Consider the following 22,521-nt stretch of genomic DNA (forward strand, 5'->3'; position numbering starts at 1 on the left):
TCCCGACCGATCAATCGACGTCACATGATACAGACGCTGGGCGCTGGCGGTGCGATCGTCCTTGCCGGCTGTCTCGGCGGCGACGAGGACGACGCGGCCGAGAACGGAAACGGTGACGACGAGACGAACGAACTCGCGAGTCTCGAGCCCACTCCTGAGGGCGAGGCGCTCTCGGCGGACGATATCGAAACGCTCGTCGAACGCTTCGACGATCAGCCGATGAGCGAAGAGCAACACGAAGTCGACGGCGACGAACGGTCGTATACGCCGCGACACGTCTGGAAGTGGGTCACCGAGGACACGCTGCTGTTCTTGCACTTCGACGCGCCGAACGTCGAGGAAGCCGAGAACCTGATCTACTTCGGGATCGGCGTCAGCGGACAGTTCACGGCAGACGATATCCCTGCGGGACAAGATGAGGAGTTCACCCACTTCCACAAACACGAAGCGGAGAGCTGGGAGGCCGGCCACGGCGGCCAGGACCCCGACCAGTACGGTCACTGGCTCGTCCACCACGCCACTCGAGACCACGAGATGGACTGGGGCGCGGTCGAGGTCGGTATCGACCGCGAGTTCATGCCGACGCCGCCCGAGGAGTAATCCCCGATGAGGAATCGAGGACCGAACCGAAGGCAAATACTCGCCGGCGTCGCTACCGGCAGCGTCGCCTCACTGACTGCGTTCGCGGGCTGTCTCGGGGAGGACGGCGACGGCGCGGGCGACGATGAAACCGTCGTCGAGATCGAGACGCGCGAGGGCAACGCGGACGCGGACGAACCGAACTTCGTCTTCGATCCGGCGTTCGTCCGTGTCGACGCGGGTACCACGATCGAGTGGGTCAATACGGACGGCGTCTTCCACACCGTTACGTCGACCGACGAGGTCGACGACCGCAGCGGCGGTGGCGACGTGTTCGATGCGACGCTTGCGAGTGCGGGTGCCACCTTCGAATGGGACGCCGACGACCCCGGTACGCAGCCCTACTACTGCTCGCCTCACGCCGGGTTCATGTACGGTGTCGTCGAGATCGAGTGACCGACGGCGATGCCGTCCCCGCCCGACGCTATCGATCCCGCAGCGTGTAGAAAGGCACTTCCGCGACCACCCCTTCCGACCGGCTGTGAGCGCCGACGCCACGCGACGTGTCGAAGTCTACCCCGACCGCGAGGTCGTCGTCGAGTTCGACCCCGAACTTACCTTCGAGTGCGTCGAGGACTGTACCTGGTGTTGTCACCACGGTGTACTCCTCTACGACAGGGATCTCCTCGAGCTCGCACAACGGGCGAACCTCGCCGAGACGACGACCGACTTCCGCGGCGAGAAGTTCGTCACCCGCGAGGAGAAAGCCCGGGACGACCACGTCGCCGACGACGGCTGTGCCTGTGCGTTCCTGCGAGAGGACGGCCTCTGTTCGCTCCACCTCGAGGAAGATTGGAAGCCCACCCGCTGTTCGGTCTTCCCGCTTGGTGTCTGGCTCGAGGACGGTGATCTCCACGTCGACATCCGCGAGTCAGCCCACGACCACTGCGACGGACTACACGTCAGCGAACGGAGGGTCATCGACAATCTCGAGGCCTTTCTCCCCGAACTGCTGTGGGAACTCGAGAATCCGGACTCGGATCGAGAGCTGTGATCCCATCACCGAACGACGATGACGGCCGTCGAACGGATCACGTATCGCCGTCGTCGCCCGTTCAAAATAGCGGTGTTTGGTACCACGGATCTCCAATCCTTTAAATGTCCTCCCCCCGTAGTAAGCTTGTGACAGAAGACTCCGGGCGACGGAACCTCCGTATGCCCAACAGCGACGAAGTATTCGCCGTCGTAACCGAACACCTCGGTGGCAACCACGTCCAGCTCCGTTGTGAGGACGGCGAGGAACGTCTCGGCCGCATTCCCGGCCGGATGAAATACCGAACCTGGATCGAGCAAGACGACATCGTCGTCGCCGAACCCTGGGACTGGCAGGACGAGAAGGCCACGATCGAGTGGCGCTACACCAGCCAGGACGCAGATCAACTGCGTCGCGAAGGCCACATCGATTGAACCTCGGCTACACGTACTGACCGCATTTCTGCAGTGTGTCGTTTCGACTCGCCAGCGACGGCGTTCTACCGTGTTGCTTTCTTCCACTCCACCAGGCCGACGATTTCGCCATCGATCTCGTCACCGTCGGCGTCGGTCGCCGCCCAGACGAACATTCCCGCGACGGTCTCTGGATCTCGCCCGTGCCCGCCCGACAGGTCGGTCGCGACCCGGCCCGGATCCAGACACCCGACGGTGTAGTCGGTGTCGGCGGCGAAGCCTCGAGCCACGGCCTCCGCGGTCGCCTTCGAGATTGCGTACGAGCCATACCCCGGTTCGCCATCGCGAGCGACCGCTCCTGTCGGAACGAGCACGCGGGCATCGTCGTTCAAATGGGGGAGCGATTCGCGAATCGTCGCGAAGACGCCCCGGCCGTTAGTGCGCCAGTGGTCGTCGACCGCCGAGTAAGGCTCACGGTCGGTCGGCGTCGCACCCGGCTCGCCGTGGTAGACGCCGGCCGCAGGAACCACGACGTCGATCCCGGATCGACCGGTTCGCGAGGCGGTCTCGACGAGTCGTTCGACGTCGAACTCGTCACGGACGTCGGTTCGAACGCCCGCGACGGCACCAGCCGACGACGACCGCTCCTCGAGGTCGTCGACCGTCGCCGTGACCGCCTCGCCGTCTCGAGCGCCGATGGCGACCGTTGCACCCTCGTCGACGAACGCGTCGGCGACGGCGCGCCCGATTCCGCGGGTGCCGCCAGTGATGATAACTGTTCGATCGTTCATACCGTCCGTTCGGGGGCCAGCTACACTATACTGCCGGCAAAGCAAGCGTAAAATGCGGAGCCCTACGTTGGTATGCCTTACATTTATCAGTGACACAACACTCAGGATACACTATGCAATCGCTGGCCGGTGAGTCCGTCGTCGTGATCGGTGCCGGTGTCGGCGGGCTGTCGACGGCCTGTTATCTCGCCGACGCCGGTGCCGACGTCCACGTGATCGAGAAAAACGAGCAACTCGGCGGCCGAGCCAGTCGCCTCGAGCGGGACGGCTTTCGCTTCGATATGGGTCCGTCGTGGTACCTGATGCCCGACGTCTTCGAGCGGTTCTTCGCCGACTTCGATCGGACGCCGTCGGACTACTACACACTCACACAGCTCGACCCCCACTACCGGATCTTCTTCAAAGACGGCGACCGTGTCGATGTCACGCCGGACAGAGAGCGCACTAAACGCGTCTTCGAGGAGTACGAGGACGGCGCGGGCGATGCCCTAGAACGCTACCTCGAGAAATCCCGTGAGAACTACGAGGTCGGGATGAAACACTTCGTCTATAAGGACCGAACGCGGCTGCGTGATTATATCGACATCGACGTCGCAAAGCAGGCCCGTGGCCTCTCCCTGCTGGGGTCGATGCAGGGCCACGTCGAGGGCTACTTCGATCACCCGAAGCTCCAGCAGATCATGCAGTACACGCTGGTGTTTCTGGGTGGCTCACCGACGAACACGCCGGCGCTCTATAATCTGATGAGCCACGTCGATTTCAACCTCGGCGTCTGGTACCCCGACGGCGGTATCGGCGCCGTCGTCGACGCCATCGTCGAGCTCGGCCGGGAACTCGGCGTCACCTACGACACCGACCGGCCGGCGACGGCGATCAAGGGCCGCGAAGGCGCTTTCCTCGTCGAGACGCCACAGGGACCGCTGCGCCCCGATCTGGTAGTCAGCAACGCGGACTATGCCCACACCGAGCAGGAACTGCTCCCGCCAGAGCGACGCGGCTACGACGCCGACTACTGGGAGTCTCGGACGTATGCGCCGTCGGCGTTTCTGCTCTATCTCGGCGTCGAGGGAGACGTCGACGAGTTGGCCCACCACACGCTCGTCTTGCCGACCGACTGGCAGGACCACTTCGACCGGATCTTCGAGGAGCCTGCCTGGCCCGACGACCCGGCCTACTACCTGTGCGTTCCGTCCGAGACCGACGATACGGTCGCCCCAGACGGCCACAGCGCGCTGTTCGTCCTCGTTCCGATCGCGCCTGGCCTCGAGGACACCCCCGAGATCCGCCAGGAGTACCGCGACCGGATCCTCGCGGACGTCGCCGACAACACCGGTACCGACCTGCGCGATCGGATCGTCTTCGAGGAACGGTTCTGCGTCGAGGACTTCGCGTCCCGATACAACAGCTACGACGGGACTGCCCTCGGACTGGCCCACACGCTGCGCCAGACGTCGCTGTTCCGGCCACCGCACCGCTCGAAAGGACTCGAGGGGCTGTACTTCGTCGGCGGCGACACCACGCCCGGGATCGGTGTGCCGATGTGTCTGATCAGCGGCGAGTTGACCGCCGAGGCGGTCCTCGAGGATTACGGACGGCCGACGGGACAGTGAGCGATCCCAACAGATGACGGCTTCATCGACGTCCTCGAACAACGGACTCGGCACGCAGCTGTCGTACCTGCTAACGCTCTCGCGGCCACGGTTCTGGCTCTATCTGGCCGGGCCGGTCCTCGTCGGCGTCGCCTATGCGGCCGACGCCGTCGGCGACCTGCTTGCCCCCGCCGCGATCGCGCTGTTCGTCTACTTCCTCGTTCCGGCGAACGTCTTTCTCTACGGTGTCAACGACGTGTACGACCGCGAGATCGACGCCGCGAACCCGAAGAAAGAACGGCGGGAGGCACGCTATCGCGGCCAGCGGATCGTCCCCGTCGCCGTCGTCGCCTGTGCCCTGCTCGGACTGGCGCTGGTTCCGTTGCTCCCGGCCGCGGCCTGGCCCTGGATCGCGGTCTTTCTCGTCCTCGGGGCAGCCTACAGCGCGCCGCCGGTCCGATTCAAAACCACGCCGCTGTTTGATTCGATCTCCAACGGACTGTATATCGCGCCGGGCGCGGCGGCCTACGCCGCTGTCGCGGGGACCCAGCCACCCATCCTCGCCGTCCTCGGGGGCTGGCTGTGGGCGATGGGGATGCACACCTTTTCGGCGATCCCCGACATCGAACCCGACCGGGAGACGGGGATCCGAACGACCGCGACGGTGCTCGGCGAGCGTCGGACCTACGCCTACTGTGCTGGCTGCTGGCTCGCAAGCGCCGTCGCTTTCGCCGCAGTCGACGTTCGCTTGGGTGCGCTCATGCTCGTCTACCCCGGCCTCGTCGCGGCGATCGTCGCCTCGAGCGTGGCCGTCGACCGCGCCTACTGGTGGTTCCCAGCGATCAACACGGTCGTTGGCGCGGCGCTGACGATGGGCGGACTCTGGAGGCTGATCTGAGATGGATACGACGAACTCACGACTTCGAACCGACGGAACGCGTGCGACCGTCCAGCGGCATCTCGAGGCGATCATCCGTGAGAACCGCTTTACCATCGCGGTCGTCTTCCCGTTCGTCGGCGCGGTGACGCTGGTCGGCAGCGCGGAGGGGCTGCTCCCCGAGCCGCTGGCGTACAACCCGTTGTTGATCCTCTTCGGGACGCTGGTGATGCGCTCGCCGCTGCTCGTCGGACTGTTACCGAAGATCGGCTGGTGGGCGCTTGGCTGTCTGGGCGCCCTGACGGCGTATACCTACGCTATCGAACTGATCGGCGTCCGGACGGACTGGCCCTACGGCGCCTTCGAGTATACGATCCAGCTCGGCCCGATGCTCCTCGGGGCGGTCCCGATAGCGCTGCCGCTGTTTTTCATTCCGCTGGTACTGAACGCGTACCTCCTGACGCTGCTGGTCTTCGGAGCGTGGACCGAAACCCCGTTCGTCCGGATTCCCGTCGCCATCGTAGCCGTCGTCGCGATCGATCTCGTACTCGATCCGGCCGCCGTCGCCGTCGGCTTCTGGGCGTTCGAGCCCGCCGGCGTCTACTACGGCGTGCCGGTCTCGAACTACGTCGGCTGGGTCATCTCGGGAACCGTCGCGGTCGTCCTCGTCGATCTCGCCTTCGACCGTGCAGCGTTGCTCGAGCGGGTCCGTGACTGTGAGTTCCTCCTCGACGATCTGGTGAGTTTCGTGTTGCTCTGGGGGACGATCAACGTCCTCTATGGCAACTGGGTGGCGGCCGGCGTGGCTGGGTTGTTCTGTCTCGGTCTGTTTCGGACCGACCGGTACGATCGGGAGATGATCCGTCGCTCACTGCCCGGCTGACGGGTCACGGCGTCGACCGACAGCGACAGAACGCGGGTGCCGTTATCGGTAATCACCGGTCCGTTCGGCAGACGTTATCGGAACTTACGGAACGCACTAGAACCGCAGGTACACTCGTCTTCCGTCCCGATCGGAACGAACGAGCCGTCGTTGGCCGCCTCGGCTGCGACGATGGCACCGCACTCGAGACAGTTTACGATGGCTCTCTCCGACGTGTTCTGTGTTGCCATACGGCACCAACGACTGCCGCGAGGATGACGGTTCTCCCAACGTGTGTTGGGCGTGGTCGACGGAGCGGCAGGTGACCTGTTCGGCGTGTCGAACGTACAGTGTCGCTCGAGGGAGTATCCGGGAATCGTATCGACTACTGGAATCGATCGCCGCGTTACTGTGTCGGCACGCGACTCCCGTGGCCGGGCTCGCTGTGATCGGTCTCGGGCGTGGGGACCGCAGAGACGCGATTGAAGACCGCCTCGGGGTCGCGGTTCCAGTGCCAGTGCCAGCGAGTCTTCGCGAGACACCACAGCTTGCGGCTCGTCGAGAGCGACGGTTCCTGTGAGAGGACGTCGTACTCCTGGGCGCGGATGAGCGTGTGGTGTTCGGCATAGAGGACGGCCGCGAGGAGGACCGGCAGCTGGCAGTCCTCGGGCAGATAACGGATCCCGGCGACGCCCTCTCGGTAGAGCGCTTCCGTTCGCTTGAGCTCCGCTGCCATCGCCGTTGCGAACGACTCCGAGTGCTCGAGGCGTTCGATCTGGGCGGGGTCGACGTCGTGTGTGCGAAGCGTCTCCTGTGGAAGGTAGATCCGGCCGCGTTCGAGGATGTCTTCTCGGACGTCCCGCAGGAAGTTCGTCATCTGGAACGCCTCGCCGAGTCTGATGGCGTGAGGGAGTGCCGTCTCGCGATCGTCGGGGTCCATAACCGCGGTCATCATCACGCCGACGGCGGCCGCCGAGCCGCGCATGTACGACTCGAGGTCGGCGTAGGTCTCGTACCGGTCGGTGTCGATGTCGGTCTGCATTGCGTCGATGAAGGCGTCGATCTCGGCGTCGTCGATCCCGTACTCCCGCCGGAGCTGTTCGAACGCCTCGAGGACGGGTCCGTCGGGGCCGGTCTCACCGAGCGCTTGCTCGCGGAGAGACTCGAGTTCGGCGTACTGGGTCTCGGGGGCGACACCGTCGGCGTCGTCGACGACCTCGTCGGCGATACGGAAGAAGCCATAGAGGACGTGTGTGGCGTGGCGAACTCGCTTCGGGAGAAACTTGGTTGCGAGATAGAACGTCTTCCCAGTTTGCTGTTGAATCTCCTTCCCCGCGTCGATATGTTCCTGTTGCATTCTCGACCTCGTACACAGCTGACAGCCGTGGGATGTATGCCGTACAACAGGTCGTTATAAAATACCTATCCCTCACTAGTGGGGGGATCGGCGAACAGTTCGTCGAGTAGCTTCCGCTGTGCGCTCCGGAGATGCTGGTGGAACGTCGACCGAGAGATACCCATCGACTCGGCTAAATCTTCGCCGGAAACGTTGCGTGGCCACTCGAAGTACTCGGCGTAGTACGCCGTTTGCAACGCCGTCAGCTGGCGATCGGTCAACGACGACTCGAGTCGAGCCATCACGTCCATCGGCGTCCGCGTCGGCCGATCGGTCTCGTGGTAGCTGATCAGTTCGACGACGTCGTATCGGCTCTCGAGCAGGTCGTAGATCGAGCGCGCGGATTGGCCGTTCGGAAGCGCGATGGTGAGGTCGACGGTTTCGCCACCGGAGCGGCCGCTCGCAGACGCGCTCGTGGCACCGGTATCGAATCGGCGAACCGTGGCCCCGTGGTCCGACAGCGCCGTCACGATATCGTCGTCGACGGTCACCTCGAGGAGCGACTCCCCGTCGTAGGTCGACAGGACCGTGACGTCGCTGACGCCGTCGATCTCGCTCACCGGCGGCACAGTATCGACGGCGCGGTCGGCGTGGACGAACACGATCGGCGTTCCTGCCTCGTCTTCGGTCTGTCCGCGGTAGGTGACCGTCGCCTCGAGTGCGTTTGCAAGCGCGGCGACGAACAGCGACGAATCCTCGATCTCGACCTCGAGTTCGACGACGCTGTCGGTCGTCAGCATCCGTCGGGATTCGATCGCGTTCATTCCGGTCGCGATCGTATCCGAAAGCGAGTCCAACACGAGCAGCTCCCGGTCCGAGAAGGCGCCCTCGTCGGCCGAAAACAACACGAGAACGCCGTAAGTAACGTCGCCGTAGGTCAACGGCAACGCAGCGACCGATCGGAATCGGTCGCCGGCACCGGTTGGCCACCACCGATTCGCGTCGTCGAACGTCTCGAGGTCCCCGATCACCGCCGGCTCGTCGTCCGTGAGCGCTCGCACGGCGGGATGGCTCTCGTCCGAGGCGAGGACAAGATCACCGTCTTCGAGGGGGATGTCGCCGCTGCTTGCCCACTCGCGTGGTGATAGTCGCTGGTTGGTCACGTCGACGCGGCCGATCCAGGCCAGAACGTAGGGTTCGGTCTCGACGAGTCGCGTACAGACGTTCCGTTCGATCTCGTCACGCGTCCGGGCGCCAACGGCGGCGTCGGTAACGTCTCGAAGTAGGCCGTCGACGCGCTCGAGGACGTGCTCGAGTGCCTGGTGCTCCTCGCGAAGCTCCGCGGTGGTCTCCTCGGCAGCCATCTCGGCCAGTTTACGCTCGGTGATCTCGAGGTGGACGATCGAGACGCGAACCTCGTCGTCGACGGTAAACCGGCTCGCTCGCATCAGAAACCACCGCTTTCGTTCCGGCGTGTGACAGGGATACTCCATCGAGAACGTCTCTTGCTTGCCGTCGATGACGGCCTCGAGGCCCTCGACGGCCCGACGGGCGTGTTCGTCGTCGTCCATTCTGGCGGTCGCGATGTAGTCGACGCCGACGTGTTCGGTCGCGTCGTCTGGACCGAACTCGCGCCAGGACCGATTCGTCAGCAGGATCTCGCCGGTTTCGTCGATAACCGCGACGGTGATCGGGAGCGTATCGAGGGTCGCGTCGGCGAGCGAGTTCCCGGAACTCATCGGTCGATAATTCGAGCTTGAACATCATAATGGGCTCGGGCGAGCCGACGTCGTCGACGACTACGGCCTCCGGATCGGTGTGTCGAGCTCGAGCCGGCACGAAGAAGACGTCGTGTTGTAGTGCAGTTACGACGGTGTATATCTCGATCGCATAGTATCGGGTGTCGATCGACTTTCAGTGACTACCAGCGCACAGCTAGATGATTTCGCCGTGGTCACACCGCTCCGCGACGGCTTCACCTTCGACGAAGTACTCCTCGCCCGTCTCGAAGTCACCGTCTGCGTACGCCTGCGAACCGAGCGCGTAGTACTCCATCGCGTCGCCGAGGGCGTCCATCTCACAAGAGATGTCGATCAGATCGCTCCGGAACTCCGCAGGTGCGTCGGCTTCGGCCTCGCTGAACGTGTAGTACGCGGCGTCGAACCGATCCTCTGCCGCCGAGAACTCCGACGCAGCAGCGTCAAAGCGCTCTCGCTCGAGCGCGTCGACTGCGCTCTCGAGTGGAATCATCCCTTCGGCCATTCCTCGAGGATTCGTCGGCGAGCGTCGGAACTTCCGATGTCGGTACCCCCTCCCCCCTCTCCCGGTCACGTGTGCGTCTCCGATCCAGCAGTTGGGTGATGGTTGCGGAGTTGATGTCGACGCAGACGACTTCGTGATGGGCGGTCGATCCTCGTCACCGGTAGCCACCAACACTTATAGGCGCTGTCGGCTCCGACGGCAGCGACCGCAACGCCCGTCGATTTGCCACAGCCGCCTCGAGACGATAGGTCAGGGGAAATGATGGCTGCGCCAATACTTTTGTACGCGTCCGTCGACAACCAGTACGAGATCAGGCGTGTCGAACACTACCACACAACCAACGACAGTCGAGCTATGGATCCGGTCGTTTGCCCCCACCAGCGTCGGTCCGACCCAGGAACGCGCCCTCGATTACCTCGACGAACTCGAGTCACAGCCATCGATCGAGTCGGTCGAGATCGGCATCTGGGGAACCGTGATCGAGCGGACGGACCGAACGACCCGGATTCCACAACTTCGGCGGATCGAAACGCGACTCGAAGCGTTCGAGTCGTGGGCCGCTCGGACCGGCCGCCGGCTCGAGCCGTTCTTCCGTGACAGCCATATCGGATCGATGATCGACGGCGAGCGCCACGACGTCTGGCGGCTCCCGACGATCGCGCTCGCCGAGTTCGACGAGGATGATAACCTCCTCCACGTCGCGCCGTGTCGTGACGGCGATCGGACGATCGACGTCTTCGATCGCCTCGAGTCGCTGCTCGAGGGCACGGCACAGACGAAAACCGGCAACGACCGATCGGCAGACGAGGAGGTCGTCGACCGACCTCCGGATAGCGTAACGCGGTATCGACTGGCCCACGTCGGACCGTCCTCGTCACGCTACAGGTGAGAGACGGCGCTCCGTCGATCTCGTTCGTTCCTGATTTCGATACTCAGCGTTTCATACGAACTGCTGTCCCAGTCTTCCGCCGAGCGCCGACCCCGCCCTGGCGATCGGCAGGACGCGACGCCAGGAGACCGTATCAGGTATCGTCGCTACTGAACCGATGTACACACCGATCGCAACGCCCGCTGGCGATCGGGTGTGCAGTGACGGTCAGTAGCGACGATAGTGCCCCCGTCGGTGTCTTCCTCGAGGTATCCGTCAGACGAACAGTCACTGTTGAGACGAACAATCCCTATGCTACTGGCTGGTGTACGCCATTACATGGCAAGTGAATCAGTAACAGTCGGTCAGTCGCGGTGTCGAAACTGCGGATTCGAGGCCCCGGGCGGCGACGAGGCCTGGAGACGAATCCAGGTCCCGAAACTGGGGCGGATGACGCAGTGTCCGAAGTGTAATAGCACAGACGTGATAACGAGTAGATAGGGTCAGTTCAGGGCGCAGACAGACTCTTGGGTGTGTCGCGTCTATCTCCACGCATGGAACCCGAAACGAACGAGACCGACCTTCCCTCAAGCGACGCCGAGTGGCGCGAGCGGTTAAGCGACGAGGAGTACCGCATCCTCCGGGAAGCCGGCACCGAATCCCCCTTCAGCGGCGAGTACGTCGACCACAAGGACGATGGGACGTACGCCTGTGCCGGCTGTGGTGCCGAACTGTTCGACTCCGAGACGAAGTTCGAATCGGGCTGTGGCTGGCCCAGTTTCTACGACACTGACGACGACCGCATCGAAACCCGTCTGGACACCAGCCACGGAATGCGCCGCACCGAAGTTCTGTGTGCCGAGTGTGGCGGGCATCTCGGTCACGTCTTCGAGGACGGCCCCGAACCGACTGGCAAACGGTACTGTATCAACTCGGTCGCCCTCGAGTTTGACGAGGCGTAGCGTCGAGTCTGCAGGCACTATAGTAGCCACTGAAAGTCAGTGCGCACCCGATCGTCGACGGTAACGACGACGCGCATACCTTCTCTACGGCCTCGAGAGGGGAACCGATGTCGGGTCGTCCCGGATCGATACGTCCGTTCGGACCGGTCGTGTTCCTCGGTTCCAGCTCACGAAACGAAGCGATGGCTTCTATCGGTGCGAGCCCTAATCAACGTCGAATGCGTTTCGCACGGACCGACGACGACGTACGCTTGCTCGTCGTCGAGAACGACGACCACCGCTTCGACGTCGAGCTATCCGACGGCGCCGACGAGCGCGTCCGTTCGCTCGACCAGCGGACTGCGGCCGTCGAACCGACCGTCGACGACACCGCGAGCGCGTCCGGGTTCGCCGCCGTCGACCGAATAACGGACGTGACAACGGCCCTCGAGACCCTCGAGCGACGCCCCGTCGACTGTGTGCTGACGGCCCAGAACTTGGCCGACGGCGGCGGCCTCGAACTCGTCGAACGGATCCGCGATCGCGATCCTGACCTCCCGATCGTACTCGCCCCACGGGAGGGCGACGAGTCCCTCGCCAGCGACGCGATCACCGTCGGCGTCACGGAGTACGTTCCCGCCGACCGGCCGCCCGAAGAACTCGCCGCGACGCTCGAGCGAGCGATCGAACGCGGCCGCGACCGCCGCCGGTGTCGGGAGCGGGCCCGCCAGTTCGGGGCGGTGTTCGACGACTCAGGGACCTACGTCTGGGTGCTCGAGCCCGACGGACGGGTTCGACGAGCTAACGACCCCGTTCTCGAGACGATCGACGCGACAGCGGCCGACGTTCGCGGTCGGCCGCTCCCGGAGCTGTCGTTGTGGCAACGGACCGCGACCGGCCGATCGTCGATCCGGGACGCGATCGAGCGCGCGGCAAACGGGACGATCGTTCACCGGGAGGTGACCCTCCACCGGAGCGACGAGCGTGACGAACCGCGAACGTTCGAACTAACGGTCCGGCCGGTCCGTGACGAATCGGGTTCCGTCGTCTCATTACTCGTACAGGCGAGTGACGTCACCGAGCGGGCGCGACTCGAGCGAGAGCTCCGCGAGTCCGAGGAACTCCACCGGGTGACGCTGCGCAACATGACCGACACCATCCTCATCACGGACGACGACGGCGAGTTCACCTACGTCTGTCCAAACGTCCACTTCATCTTCGGCTACACCGACGACGAGATCCGGGAGATGGGAACGATCGACGAACTGCTCGGTCCCGAGCTCTTCGATCGAGCGAAACTCGAGGAGGAGGGGGTCTTGACCAACATCGAGTGTACGGCGACCGATCGGATGGGCAACGAGCACACGCTGCTCGTCAACGTCCGTAAGGTCTCGATTCAGGACGGAACGGTCCTCTATAGCTGTCGGGATATCACGACACGAAAGCGCCGTGAGGAGGCGTTGACGGCGCTTCACCGGACAACGCGTGAACTACTCTACGCGGAAAGCGAACGCGAGATCGCCGACGTCGTCGTCGAGGATGCAACCGAGATCCTCGATCTCGAGGCCAGCGCCACGTACCTGTTCGACACCGACGAGAACGTCCTCGAGCCGGCCGCCGTCTCGTCGGGGATGGCACGACTCCACGGGCCGCTCTCACGGCACCGAGCCACCGACGACAGTATCTCCGGTGCGGTCTTCGTCGACGGAGAGTCCCGCTTTTTCGAGGATATTACCGATGCGGACGTGCCGGCGAGTCCAACGACCGATATCCGGGGTGCGGGGTTCGTCCCGCTCGGCGATCACGGCGTCCTCGTCGTCGGATCCGCCGACGTCGATGCCTTCGACGAAGTCGACCGCGAACTGACGGACCTGCTGGCGGCGACCGCCGAGGCGGCACTCGACCGGGTCGAACGAGAGCGTACCCTCCGCGAACGGGACCGCGAGCTCAAGCGCCGGAACCGCCAGCTCACCAGGATCAACCGAATCAACGAGATCATCCGCGAGATCGACGCGGCGCTGGTCGAAGCCGAGACCCGGGAAGAGATCGAGGCTGCCGTCTGTGAACGACTCACCTCGGCTGACCGGTTTGCCTTCGCCTGGATCGGCACGACCGACGCCGGCGGCGACCGTCTCGAGCCGAGTACGCTCGACGGAGAGGGACGGGGGCAGGACTACCTCGACAGCGTCTCGTTGTCCCTTACGGACGCAAGCGAGCCCGCCGTCAGGACGGCGACCGACCGCGAGGTGACGGTCATCTCGAACGTCGTCGACGGGCTGCGCGACGAATCGTGGCGGTCCGAAGCGCTCTCACGGGAGTATCAGTCCGTCGTCGGCGTCCCGCTGGCCTACGACGAGTTCACCTACGGCGTGGTGACCGTCTACGCCGACGAGCCCGACGCGTTCGACGAGGTGACCCGGACCGTCCTCGCCGAACTCGGCGAGACGATCGCCTCCGCTATCGCCGCCGTCGAGCGCAAACAGGCACTGCTGACCGACTCGCGAACTCGCCTCGAGTTCGACGTCGACGACGAGAGCTTCGTCTTCTCGCGACTCGCCGCCCGTGCCGACTGTACCCTCTCTTTCGACGGCGGCGTTCGATTACACGAGGACGGGGCCGCGGTGTTTACGACCGTCGAAGGGACGTCGCCGAGCGACATCGTGGACGCAGCCGCGGATCTCATCGCGGTCGAAGCTGTCCGCGAGATCGGCGACGGCGAAAGCGCCGGTGACGGCGACGGGACAACCGGAACGGTCCTCCTCGAGCTCTCGCCGCCGTTTTTGGCCCTGCAACTGGCCGATCACGGCGTCGTCTTGCGAAGCGTCGAGGCGACGCCGACGACGACGCGGATCGTCGTCGACGTGCCGCCCAGCGTCGACGCACGCGGTAGCGTCGACGTCGTCGCGAACGCCTTCTCCGACGTCGACTTACAGGCCAAACGGGCCGTCGATCGGACGACTGCCCGCGATCTCCGGACCGAACTGCTCGAGCGACTCACTGACCGACAGCTCGAGGTCGTCCAGCTGGCATACTACGGCGGCTATTTCGCCTCGCCGCGGGAGCGATCGGGCGAGGACGTCGCCGACGCGCTGGGCATCTCGCCGGCCGCGTTCTATCGCCACGTCCGGACTGTCCAGCGCAAGCTCTTTACGATCCTCTTCGACGAACTCGGTGTCCCGGCAAGTACTGCCCGTGGGGTTGAATAGTGAACCAGCAATCGAGACCGACGCTAGTTATCTGACGAATACTCCTATCCTAATATCCTTATTATACCTAAATGCAGTACCCGATCTCCCCATGAAAGACGTTCAGTTCAATCCCGCCGAGGAATCGAGTTACGAGTGTTTCAATTGTGGAACCGTCGTCCGTTCGACGACACAGACACGCTGTCCCGAGTGTGGCGCCGGAATGCGTAACCGTCGAACCCCGATCGAATAACGAGGTCGTCGAATTCTATGGCATCGAAACAGCAGTCGGCATCCGATGAGGAGCAGCGATCGAACGAAACGACCGAACCGGAGACGGCACTCGAGACCGCCCGGCGCCAACTCGAGCAGGCGGCGACACACGTCGACGTCGACGGAGCCGCGATCGAACGTCTCAAACACCCGGCGAAGGTCCACGAAGTGACCGTCCCACTCGAGCGCGACGATGGGTCGGTCGACGTCTTCACAGGGTATCGTGCCCAACACGACAGCGTCCGCGGACCGTACAAAGGGGGACTTCGCTACCATCCGGAAGTCACGCGCGACGAGTGTGTCGGGCTCTCGATGTGGATGACCTGGAAGTGTGCAGTGATGGACCTTCCCTTCGGCGGCGCCAAAGGCGGCGTCGTCGTCGACCCCAAATCACTGAGCGACGACGAGAAGGAGCGACTCACCCGCCGTTTCACACAGGAGATCCGTGACGTTATCGGCCCGACGAAGGACATCCCCGCGCCGGACATGGGGACCGATCCGGACACGATGGCCTGGATCATGGACGCCTACAGCATGCAGGAAGGCGAGACCATCCCAGGTGTCGTCACCGGGAAACCGCCGGTCGTCGGCGGCTCCTACGGTCGCGAGGAGGCACCCGGTCGCAGCGTCGCCATCGTCACTCGCGAGACCTGTGAGTACTACGACTACCCGCTCTCCGACACCACCGTCGCCGTCCAGGGCTTCGGTAGCGTCGGGGCTAACGCTGCCCGCCTGCTCCACGAGTGGGGCGCGACCGTCGTCGCCGTCAGCGACGTCAACGGGGCGATCTACGATCCCGACGGGATCGACGTAACCGCGATCCCCTCTCACGACGAAGAGCCGGAGGCAGTCACCGCATACGCCGCGGAAGCGGCCGACGACGTCACTCGGATCTCGAACGCGGATCTCCTCGAGTTAGACGTCGACGTCCTGGTTCCGGCCGCCATCGGAAACGTCATCACTGCCGACAATGCCGACGCCATCGCGGCCGACATCGTCGTCGAGGGTGCCAACGGTCCGACCACCTTCGCCGCCGACGCCATCCTCGAAGAACGCGGGGTGCACGTCATTCCCGACATCCTCGCCAACGCGGGCGGGGTGACCGTCAGCTACTTCGAGTGGCTTCAGGACATCAACCGCCGGAAGTGGAGCGTAGAGCGCGTTCACGACGAACTCGAGAGCGAGATGGTACGTGCGTGGTCGGAGATTCGGGACGAGGTCGAAGAACGTAACGTCAGCTGGCGCGACGCCAGCTACGTCGTTGCGCTATCACGCGTCTCCGACGCACACGAGGCACGCGGCCTCTGGCCCTGATACCGCCGATATCGATTTCTCTCCGCTCGTAGGTCTCGCCGGGCTACGGTTTCAAGACCGTCGGGAACGAACGTATCGAGGATGTCCATGCACGGTTCGCTCACGTTCGTCCCGAGCGTCCACTTCTCGCCGACACATCGCCGTCGTGTCCGAGAGACGATCCGCGACGTCGATCCGGATCTCGTCGCCGTCGAACTCGACGACCGACGGTACGATCGCATCGAGGGGACACGCCGACCGGGCGACGTGCTGTCGGACGCGCTTCCGCCGGCGACGGCGGCCGCCTACAACGTCCTCCGGACGATTCAGCGGACGATCGTCCGGTTCTACGGACTCGATCCCGGCGAGACCGACATGGAGGCAGCCATCGAGACCGCCGCCGAACTCGAGACTGCCGTCGCGCTCATCGACGAGCCGATCGGGGAGATCATCGATGCGCTTACGTCCCGCGTCGGTCCGGAGCTCGTCCCGAAACTGTTCGTCCGCGCCCAGCGGCTGGATCCGAGCCAGCAGGCCCGACAGATCGAACTGCTCACGCTCCCGTTACAGGACGTCACCTCCGGCGAAGACGTCCAACCGGCGATCGAGCAACTGCGACTGTTGTGTCCCGAAGTGACGGACGTCCTGATCGACCGGCGCGATCGCGCGATGGCCCGTCGGCTCCACGCGTTACGCCGGGAGGGCCACGACGTCGTCGTCGTCATCGGAGCCGGCCACCATCTCGGGATCGAAGAACGGCTGGCAGACCTCGAGTCGACCGAGAGCGGCGACTCCGAAGCAACACACGACGAGACGGTGAGCGTACCGATCCGTTCGCCGTCTCGAGACGTCACTCGGATTCCGATCGACTGAGACGGACCGCTGTCCGTACGAGTTCGATGTGGCGATCGAACCATCCGACACGTGTTATCCGTCCAGATATTCGATGGCCTCCTCGTCGGTCACCTGGCCGAACTCGCGATAGAACTGCCCGCCCGGAACGTCCTCGAGTTCGTCGGCGAGTCGTTCGCCGGCGTCGGTTCTGTCGTCGAACATGGTTCCGATCTGGGCTACGATGACCAGTTACTATGTGTTGTACTGTCGACCAGCAGGCAGTGACCCGTCGATGAATCGTGCTGTCCGACAGTATAGTGTGCCACTCGACGTCTCCCGAAGGCGACCGGAACACGCCTGCCGAATCCCTACCCGGCGGGACTCGAGAGAACCTGTATGGCTCGTCTGCAGCGGACGCTCTCGAACATCTCCGAAGACAGCGAAACCGACAACGGCCGCGTCGGCATCGTCGCTGGCGCAATCGAGTACCCCAACCAGCCCGCGCTCGCCGGCCGCGCGGCGCTGCGAACCGGCTCGGATCACGTCCGGGCGTTCGTCGCCGACCCGATCTACGAGGTCGTCGCGAGTCACGACCCCAATTTACTGGTCGACCGCTACGCGGGCGAACAGTTCGAGGAGAGCGCGGTCGAACGCACCCGCGAACTGAGCGAGTGGGCCGACGCGCTCGTGATCGGTCCCGGACTCGTCGACGCCGACGCCGATGCCGTTCGCGAGACGATCGACTGCGTCGACATCCCGACCGTCGTCGACGCGCTCGCGATCGAACCCGCTCTCGAGGCCGACCTCTCGAACGCCGTGCTCACTCCAAGCGGATCGGAAGACGATGCGATCAAAGAGGCCTACGGCACACTCGAGGCGTTCTCGAAGGAGACGGGCGCGGTTGTCGTACTGACCGGTGACACCGACGAGATCGTGGCCGACGGCGAGCGGCTCCGTAACGAGACAGGGACCTCGGCGTTGACGGTCGCCGGAACGGGTGACACGTTAGCCGGTATCACCGCTTCCCTGCTTGGTCAGGGGATGAACCGCCGCGACGCGGCGGAACTGGGCGCGTGGATCCTCGGGAAGACCGGCGAGTTGGCGACGGCCGAGTACGGCCCGGGCGTTCTCACGACGGACGTCATCGACCGGATTCCGGACACGATCCGCTAGTCCCGTTCCACCCGTCGACTGCTGGGTGAACGCAGCCGACGACCATCGAGTTCACCCAGCAGTGCAGGCGTGGACCGCCACTAGAGGGAAATCAGTATCAGTCTCTCTCCCGTCAGGTTCCCGCACATGTCCGACTCGAGTGTCCGGTCGACGACACGGAACGGTGGCGAGATCTCCCATCCGCTTTTCGCCACGCTGTACGAGCTCTCTCCGCAGGGGTTCTTACTCGCTCCCCACCGAGAGTATCTCGCCGACGACCTCTCGGGGCGCGTCCTCGACCTCGGCTGTGGAACCGGTGACATGTTCCCGTTCGTTGCCGACGCCGCGGGCGATGACCTCGAGTACCACGCCGTCGAACCCGATCCGCACATGCGAACGCGGGCGGCCGAACGGGCCCGCGAGGTCGGTCTCCCGGTCGATCTCAGAGGGGACCGCGCCGAAGCGCTTCCCTACCCCGACGACAGCTTCGACGTCGTTCTCAGCGGGATGGTCTTCTGTACGATCCACGATCCCGACGCCGCCCTCGCGGAAGTCGCCCGTGTGTTGAAACCCGGCGGTGAGTTTCGCTTCCTCGAGCACGTCCACGCCGACGGCTGGCAGGGAACCGGTCAGGAACTACTGAATCCCGTCTGGAAACGCGTCGCGGGTGGCTGTCAGCTCACCCGGGAGACGGTCCCGCGGTTCGTCGGCCACGAGGCCTTTTCCGTCGCGGAGATCGAACGACTCGAGTTCGGGATCTTTCCGGCGACGCCGTTCGTCCGTGGGACGCTGTGTCGCCGTCGTGGCGGACTGGTCGGATAACGGCCGGTTCGAACGCGTTCCTCGTCGTGACGGGGGACCCGGAGCCTGCAGGTGGAACCGTTTCCCACGCGTCTCTTCAAGTGGAAGATATGTCCGACCCGGATCGAGAGCCAACGGAGAAACCCACGACCTCGAAGGCGGAGGCCGAAGCGGAAGGCCAGTGGATGGCCCGCAACTGGATCGGGATCGCCGTCGTCTCGATCCTGGCGCTGCTGTTAATCGTGGTCGCGGCGATGCAGGTCACCGGCGTCATGGACGTCTTCGCGCCGATCGCCGAGACCGAGACCCAGCAGTGGGGCATCCTCTTCGGCCTCGCGATCGTTCTGATAATCCTTGCCGGCTGGAGCTGGACGGCGATCGCTCAGAGTAACCGATAACGCGTCCGCAGGCGCCGACCGACGAACCGACGTTCGAACGGCGACCACCGACCGACCACACCATGTCGTGGGCGAGCCGGCGAACCGATCTCGTTTTCACCGACACTCATACTGCCGGACAGCAGTGTTACTGCTCGCCCGCCTCGAGGATCTCCCGGTCTCGGATCCACGCGTCCGCGCCGAACTTCCGGTCGGCGAGGTCGTCCGCAGCCGCGAGTTCGTCCTCGCGCCACGACCCTGCCTCGGCAGTACACCACTCGCCCAGTGCCGTCGCGAGCGTGTCGACGGCGTCCTCGCGGTCGATCCCGGCCTCCTCGCGAACGCTCGTTACCCGGTCGGTAACGATCTCGGGCTCGAGGTCCGCATCGAAGACGCCGACGTGGTGGTCGGGCTTGCGGTCGTAACTGATCGAGCCGTGCTGGATGACGACGTCGCGCTGGCGGTACTGGGCGTTGCCGCTGATCTTCCGGGTGTCGCCGCTCGCAGCCGCTGGCGCAACGACGTCGTGTGCCGGGTTGATGTCCCGCAGATAGCAGGAGGGCTGGTAGATCGACGCCTGTTCGACGCTCGCGAAGGCCGCGTCGACGCCCATCCGCTCGAGTCCCTCGAGGATCGGCTCACAGAACAGTTCGTAACAGTCCATCAGATCGCTTGGCACTTCCGCGGCCGGCGCGACGATCGTATACGAGATATCGGCGGTCCGGTCGTGGTAGATCCCGCCACCGCCGGTCTGTCGTCGGGTGACGTCGATCCCCTCCCGGTCGCAGTACGCCCAGTCGACGGTATCGGCGTCCTGCCGGTAGCCAAGCGACAGCGTGCTCGGCTCCCACGAGTAGACCCGGACCGTCCGCAGGTCGTCCTCGAGGGCCGTCTTGGCCGCGACTTCCTCGAGGGCCATCTGGACGGCCCCCTCGCGGGGCTCGTCTCGGATCAGCCGCCACTCCCGATCGGCGAGTTCGCTCATACCTCTGTAGAGGCCGACCCGCGAGTTAGTGGTTGCGACGATCTCCGTCGGGCGGATCGAACGAATATCGAGTTCGATATCGCAGTATAGAATTTATCACTGGTGGTGGCCGACGTTCGAGCCACGAGGACAACGGTACCGATCGATGACGGGTTCCCTGTATCAGCCATGGGCACGAGAGAAATCGAACCATCCGCCGCTCTGATCGTCTCGTCACGACGTTTTTACGTGCCCGACGGTTACTACGGGTTATGGTGCGGAACGTCGCCGGATTACTGCCGGAACTCGAGGACGAAGACTTCTATCTCCTCTCGGGGGTCGAACAGGGAATGCGCTTCTCCGAGTGGGTCCAACGCGAGAAACTCCCGAAGTTCTCGGACCTGACCGAAGAAGAGGTCGACTACCGCCTCGAGCGCTGTCTGAAACGCGGATTGATCGAGAAGAAAACGATTCAGTACGAGGGATATACCCTCCAGTTCGAGGGTTACGACGCCCTGGCCCTGCGGACGCTGGTCCAGCGGGAGACGATCAGCGAGTTCGGCTCGCCGCTTGGCGTCGGCAAGGAAAGTGACGTCTACGAGGTTCGCTCTTACAAACCGCTGGCGCTGAAATACCACCGCGAGGGGTATACGAACTTCCGGGAGGTACACAAGGAACGCGACTACGCATCGGAAAACGAACACGTCTCCTGGATGTACACCGCCCGGAAGGCCGCCGAACGGGAACACGACATCTTAGAGACCCTTTATCCCGACGTCTCGGTACCCCAACCGATCGATCAGAACCGCCACGCCATCGTCATGGAGAAGATGGACGGCGTCGAACTCTCCCGGACGAGACTCGAGGCCGACCAGGTACTCGGCGTCCTCGATCTGCTCGTCGAGGAGATTGCTAACGCGTACGCAAGCGGCTACGTCCATGCCGACATGAGCGAGTACAACGTCTTCGTCAACGAAGCGGGCGTGAAGATCTTCGACTGGCCCCAGGCGGTGACGACCGACCACGAGAACGCCAGCGAGTTCCTCCGGCGCGATCTGACAAACATCGTCGGCTACTTCCGTCGCAAGTATCCCCAACACGTCCCCGAGGGGATCGACAGTGACGATGTCGCCGACGCGATCGAAGCCGGAACGTTCGAAAGCGTCGAGGCGGACGTTTAGGACCCGCCGGTTCAGCCCGCTTCTCGAGCGATCGCCGTAGCGACCTGGCCAGTACGATCGCGACCGAGAATCGGGAATCGCTGTTTTACACTACGGGCGTTACTCGAGAAGCGACGGATAACAGCCGCTCGACCTGCTTATCAAACAAACCAGTTATCGCTATATGGAACGTCGATGTCCCCATCTCGATGACGCCTTTTCAAGGAGCTGGACAGTCGTCCCGAACGATGGATGAATGAACTATTTCGCTCCTTCACGTACATCTGAGCATGGGTGAGAATGTCAACCAATCATTCGACGGCGTCGGCGTCTGGGGTGGCGGCTTTACCGGCGGCCTGGTCGGTGGCATCGCCATGGGGCTGGTTCTTCACCTCGGTGCGGACCTGATCGAACTACTCGGCGGACTCGCACCGGTTCCAGGGACAGCGGTCGGCGCCGGGTGGACGATCCACCTGATCTTGAGCGTCCTGTTCGGGCTGGTGTTCGCCGCCATCGCCTCGAGTCGACTCGTCGGGGAACTGGCGACCTCGTTTACCGACTACGTGATCGTCGGGCTGATCTTCGCGGCGGTCCTCGGCCTCTTCGCTGGTGGATTCTTGTTCCCGTTGGCGATGGAACGAGCCGGGGTAGCGGCGCTGCCACTGCCGTTCCTGCCGGTGCCCGGCGTCGCCGGCGAACTGTTCAGCGCGTTGCTGTTCGGACTCGGCCATCTCGTCTACGGACTAGTGTTGGGCGCCGTCTTCGCGACGGTCAACGGGATCACGCCAAGCGGCGTCGGCGAGTACGTCCCTCTCGAGCGGTGAGGTTCGGGGCCGACGACTCCACTCCGAACCGGTCGCTTGCGTGCGAAGTTCGAAGCCCTTATACTCGAGAGTTGGCTACGCTGTCGTAGACTCGCTGAGTCGCGGGC

Annotated in this window: 25 protein-coding genes; 18 read left to right on the forward strand and 7 right to left on the reverse strand. The window is 64.1% G+C overall.

Going from position 1 to position 22,521, the window contains the following annotated elements:
• Window positions 1-24 precede the first annotated feature (24 nt).
• The 4 genes from RBH26_RS12285 to RBH26_RS12300 all read left to right on the forward strand — a co-directional run bounded on the left by RBH26_RS12285 (window position 25) and on the right by RBH26_RS12300 (window position 2,046).
• Window positions 25-600: a hypothetical protein gene (locus RBH26_RS12285; RefSeq protein WP_306758607.1), complete on the forward strand. Its 576-nt coding sequence runs from the start codon at window positions 25-27 to the stop codon at window positions 598-600.
• A 6-nt stretch (window positions 601-606) separates the two neighbouring features.
• Window positions 607-1,035 carry a plastocyanin/azurin family copper-binding protein gene (locus tag RBH26_RS12290; RefSeq protein WP_306758608.1) on the forward strand — a complete coding sequence of 143 codons (429 nt, stop codon included), beginning with the start codon at window positions 607-609 and terminating at the stop codon, window positions 1,033-1,035.
• 85 nt (window positions 1,036-1,120) lie between these two features.
• Window positions 1,121-1,633, forward strand: coding sequence for a hypothetical protein (locus RBH26_RS12295; RefSeq protein WP_306758609.1), 513 nt, complete (start codon window positions 1,121-1,123; stop codon window positions 1,631-1,633).
• Between the two features lie 104 nt (window positions 1,634-1,737).
• Entirely contained in the window at window positions 1,738-2,046 is a 309-nt protein-coding gene (locus RBH26_RS12300) for a translation initiation factor eIF-1A (RefSeq protein ID WP_306758610.1), read from the forward strand.
• Between the two features lie 65 nt (window positions 2,047-2,111).
• Here the strand turns inward: RBH26_RS12300 and RBH26_RS12305 are convergent, their stop codons facing one another.
• Entirely contained in the window at window positions 2,112-2,816 is a 705-nt protein-coding gene (locus tag RBH26_RS12305) for an SDR family oxidoreductase (protein ID WP_306758611.1), read from the reverse strand.
• Between the two features lie 113 nt (window positions 2,817-2,929).
• Between RBH26_RS12305 and crtI the strand changes: the two genes are divergently transcribed.
• From crtI to cruF, 3 genes are read left to right on the forward strand one after another with little or no spacing between them, the layout of a single operon-like run.
• Window positions 2,930-4,426, forward strand: coding sequence for a phytoene desaturase family protein (gene crtI, locus RBH26_RS12310; protein ID WP_306758612.1), 1,497 nt, complete (start codon window positions 2,930-2,932; stop codon window positions 4,424-4,426).
• A gap of 13 nt (window positions 4,427-4,439) precedes the next feature.
• Window positions 4,440-5,303, forward strand: coding sequence for a prenyltransferase (locus tag RBH26_RS12315; RefSeq protein ID WP_306758613.1), 864 nt, complete (start codon window positions 4,440-4,442; stop codon window positions 5,301-5,303).
• A gap of 1 nt (window position 5,304) precedes the next feature.
• Entirely contained in the window at window positions 5,305-6,165 is an 861-nt protein-coding gene (gene cruF / locus RBH26_RS12320) for a bisanhydrobacterioruberin hydratase (RefSeq protein ID WP_306758614.1), read from the forward strand.
• A gap of 74 nt (window positions 6,166-6,239) precedes the next feature.
• On the opposite strand, the gene RBH26_RS12325 is transcribed toward cruF, so the two are convergent.
• The 4 genes from RBH26_RS12325 to RBH26_RS12340 form a co-directional block, all read right to left on the reverse strand.
• On the reverse strand, window positions 6,240-6,395 hold the full coding sequence (locus RBH26_RS12325) for a hypothetical protein (protein ID WP_306758615.1): 156 nt from the start codon (window positions 6,393-6,395) through the stop codon (window positions 6,240-6,242).
• A 155-nt stretch (window positions 6,396-6,550) separates the two neighbouring features.
• Complete coding sequence (locus RBH26_RS12330) at window positions 6,551-7,501, reverse strand: phytoene/squalene synthase family protein (RefSeq protein ID WP_306758616.1); 951 nt, start codon at window positions 7,499-7,501, stop codon at window positions 6,551-6,553.
• A 65-nt stretch (window positions 7,502-7,566) separates the two neighbouring features.
• Window positions 7,567-9,219, reverse strand: coding sequence for a bacterio-opsin activator domain-containing protein (locus RBH26_RS12335; protein WP_306758617.1), 1,653 nt, complete (start codon window positions 9,217-9,219; stop codon window positions 7,567-7,569).
• A 196-nt stretch (window positions 9,220-9,415) separates the two neighbouring features.
• A complete protein-coding gene (locus tag RBH26_RS12340; RefSeq protein ID WP_306758618.1) occupies window positions 9,416-9,742 on the reverse strand; it encodes a hypothetical protein in 327 nt (108 codons plus the stop codon).
• A 316-nt stretch (window positions 9,743-10,058) separates the two neighbouring features.
• On the opposite strand from RBH26_RS12340, the gene RBH26_RS12345 reads away from it, so the two are divergent.
• From RBH26_RS12345 to RBH26_RS12370, 6 genes are all read left to right on the forward strand, one after another.
• Entirely contained in the window at window positions 10,059-10,631 is a 573-nt protein-coding gene (locus RBH26_RS12345) for an HTH domain-containing protein (RefSeq protein WP_306758619.1), read from the forward strand.
• A 533-nt stretch (window positions 10,632-11,164) separates the two neighbouring features.
• Window positions 11,165-11,572 (forward strand): peptide-methionine (R)-S-oxide reductase MsrB, encoded by a 408-nt coding sequence (msrB, locus tag RBH26_RS12350; protein WP_306758620.1) that lies wholly within the window; start codon window positions 11,165-11,167, stop codon window positions 11,570-11,572.
• A gap of 218 nt (window positions 11,573-11,790) precedes the next feature.
• On the forward strand, window positions 11,791-14,757 hold the full coding sequence (locus tag RBH26_RS12355) for a bacterio-opsin activator domain-containing protein (RefSeq protein WP_306758622.1): 2,967 nt from the start codon (window positions 11,791-11,793) through the stop codon (window positions 14,755-14,757).
• Window positions 14,758-14,848: 91 nt separating this feature from the next.
• Complete coding sequence (locus tag RBH26_RS12360) at window positions 14,849-14,989, forward strand: rubrerythrin-like domain-containing protein (protein ID WP_306758623.1); 141 nt, start codon at window positions 14,849-14,851, stop codon at window positions 14,987-14,989.
• Window positions 14,990-15,006: 17 nt separating this feature from the next.
• Complete coding sequence (gene gdhB / locus RBH26_RS12365) at window positions 15,007-16,323, forward strand: glutamate dehydrogenase GdhB (RefSeq protein ID WP_306758624.1); 1,317 nt, start codon at window positions 15,007-15,009, stop codon at window positions 16,321-16,323.
• Window positions 16,324-16,404: 81 nt separating this feature from the next.
• Window positions 16,405-17,175 carry a TraB/GumN family protein gene (locus RBH26_RS12370; protein ID WP_306758625.1) on the forward strand — a complete coding sequence of 257 codons (771 nt, stop codon included), beginning with the start codon at window positions 16,405-16,407 and terminating at the stop codon, window positions 17,173-17,175.
• Between the two features lie 54 nt (window positions 17,176-17,229).
• On the opposite strand, the gene RBH26_RS12375 is transcribed toward RBH26_RS12370, so the two are convergent.
• Window positions 17,230-17,358, reverse strand: a complete 129-nt coding sequence (locus RBH26_RS12375; protein ID WP_306758626.1) for a hypothetical protein — start codon at window positions 17,356-17,358, stop codon at window positions 17,230-17,232.
• 174 nt (window positions 17,359-17,532) lie between these two features.
• Here RBH26_RS12375 and RBH26_RS12380 point away from each other — a divergent pair, with 174 nt between their 5' ends.
• The 3 genes from RBH26_RS12380 to RBH26_RS12390 all read left to right on the forward strand — a co-directional run bounded on the left by RBH26_RS12380 (window position 17,533) and on the right by RBH26_RS12390 (window position 19,487).
• Entirely contained in the window at window positions 17,533-18,309 is a 777-nt protein-coding gene (locus RBH26_RS12380; RefSeq protein WP_306758627.1) for an NAD(P)H-hydrate dehydratase, read from the forward strand.
• 126 nt (window positions 18,310-18,435) lie between these two features.
• The gene (locus tag RBH26_RS12385) at window positions 18,436-19,110 is read left to right on the forward strand and encodes a class I SAM-dependent methyltransferase (protein WP_306758628.1); all 675 of its coding nucleotides are present in this window, start codon (window positions 18,436-18,438) and stop codon (window positions 19,108-19,110) included.
• 89 nt (window positions 19,111-19,199) lie between these two features.
• Entirely contained in the window at window positions 19,200-19,487 is a 288-nt protein-coding gene (locus RBH26_RS12390; protein ID WP_306758629.1) for a hypothetical protein, read from the forward strand.
• A 127-nt stretch (window positions 19,488-19,614) separates the two neighbouring features.
• On the opposite strand, the gene RBH26_RS12395 is transcribed toward RBH26_RS12390, so the two are convergent.
• On the reverse strand, window positions 19,615-20,451 hold the full coding sequence (locus RBH26_RS12395; RefSeq protein ID WP_306758631.1) for a biotin/lipoate A/B protein ligase family protein: 837 nt from the start codon (window positions 20,449-20,451) through the stop codon (window positions 19,615-19,617).
• 251 nt (window positions 20,452-20,702) lie between these two features.
• Between RBH26_RS12395 and RBH26_RS12400 the strand changes: the two genes are divergently transcribed.
• Together RBH26_RS12400 and RBH26_RS12405 are read left to right on the forward strand one after the other, a co-directional pair.
• Complete coding sequence (locus tag RBH26_RS12400; RefSeq protein WP_306758633.1) at window positions 20,703-21,611, forward strand: serine/threonine-protein kinase RIO2; 909 nt, start codon at window positions 20,703-20,705, stop codon at window positions 21,609-21,611.
• 269 nt (window positions 21,612-21,880) lie between these two features.
• Entirely contained in the window at window positions 21,881-22,414 is a 534-nt protein-coding gene (locus tag RBH26_RS12405; RefSeq protein WP_306758635.1) for a hypothetical protein, read from the forward strand.
• Window positions 22,415-22,521: the final 107 nt, after the last annotated feature.

It is taken from the genome of Natronolimnohabitans sp. A-GB9, from assembly GCF_030848565.1.
Taxonomy (GTDB): domain Archaea; phylum Halobacteriota; class Halobacteria; order Halobacteriales; family Natrialbaceae; genus Natronolimnohabitans.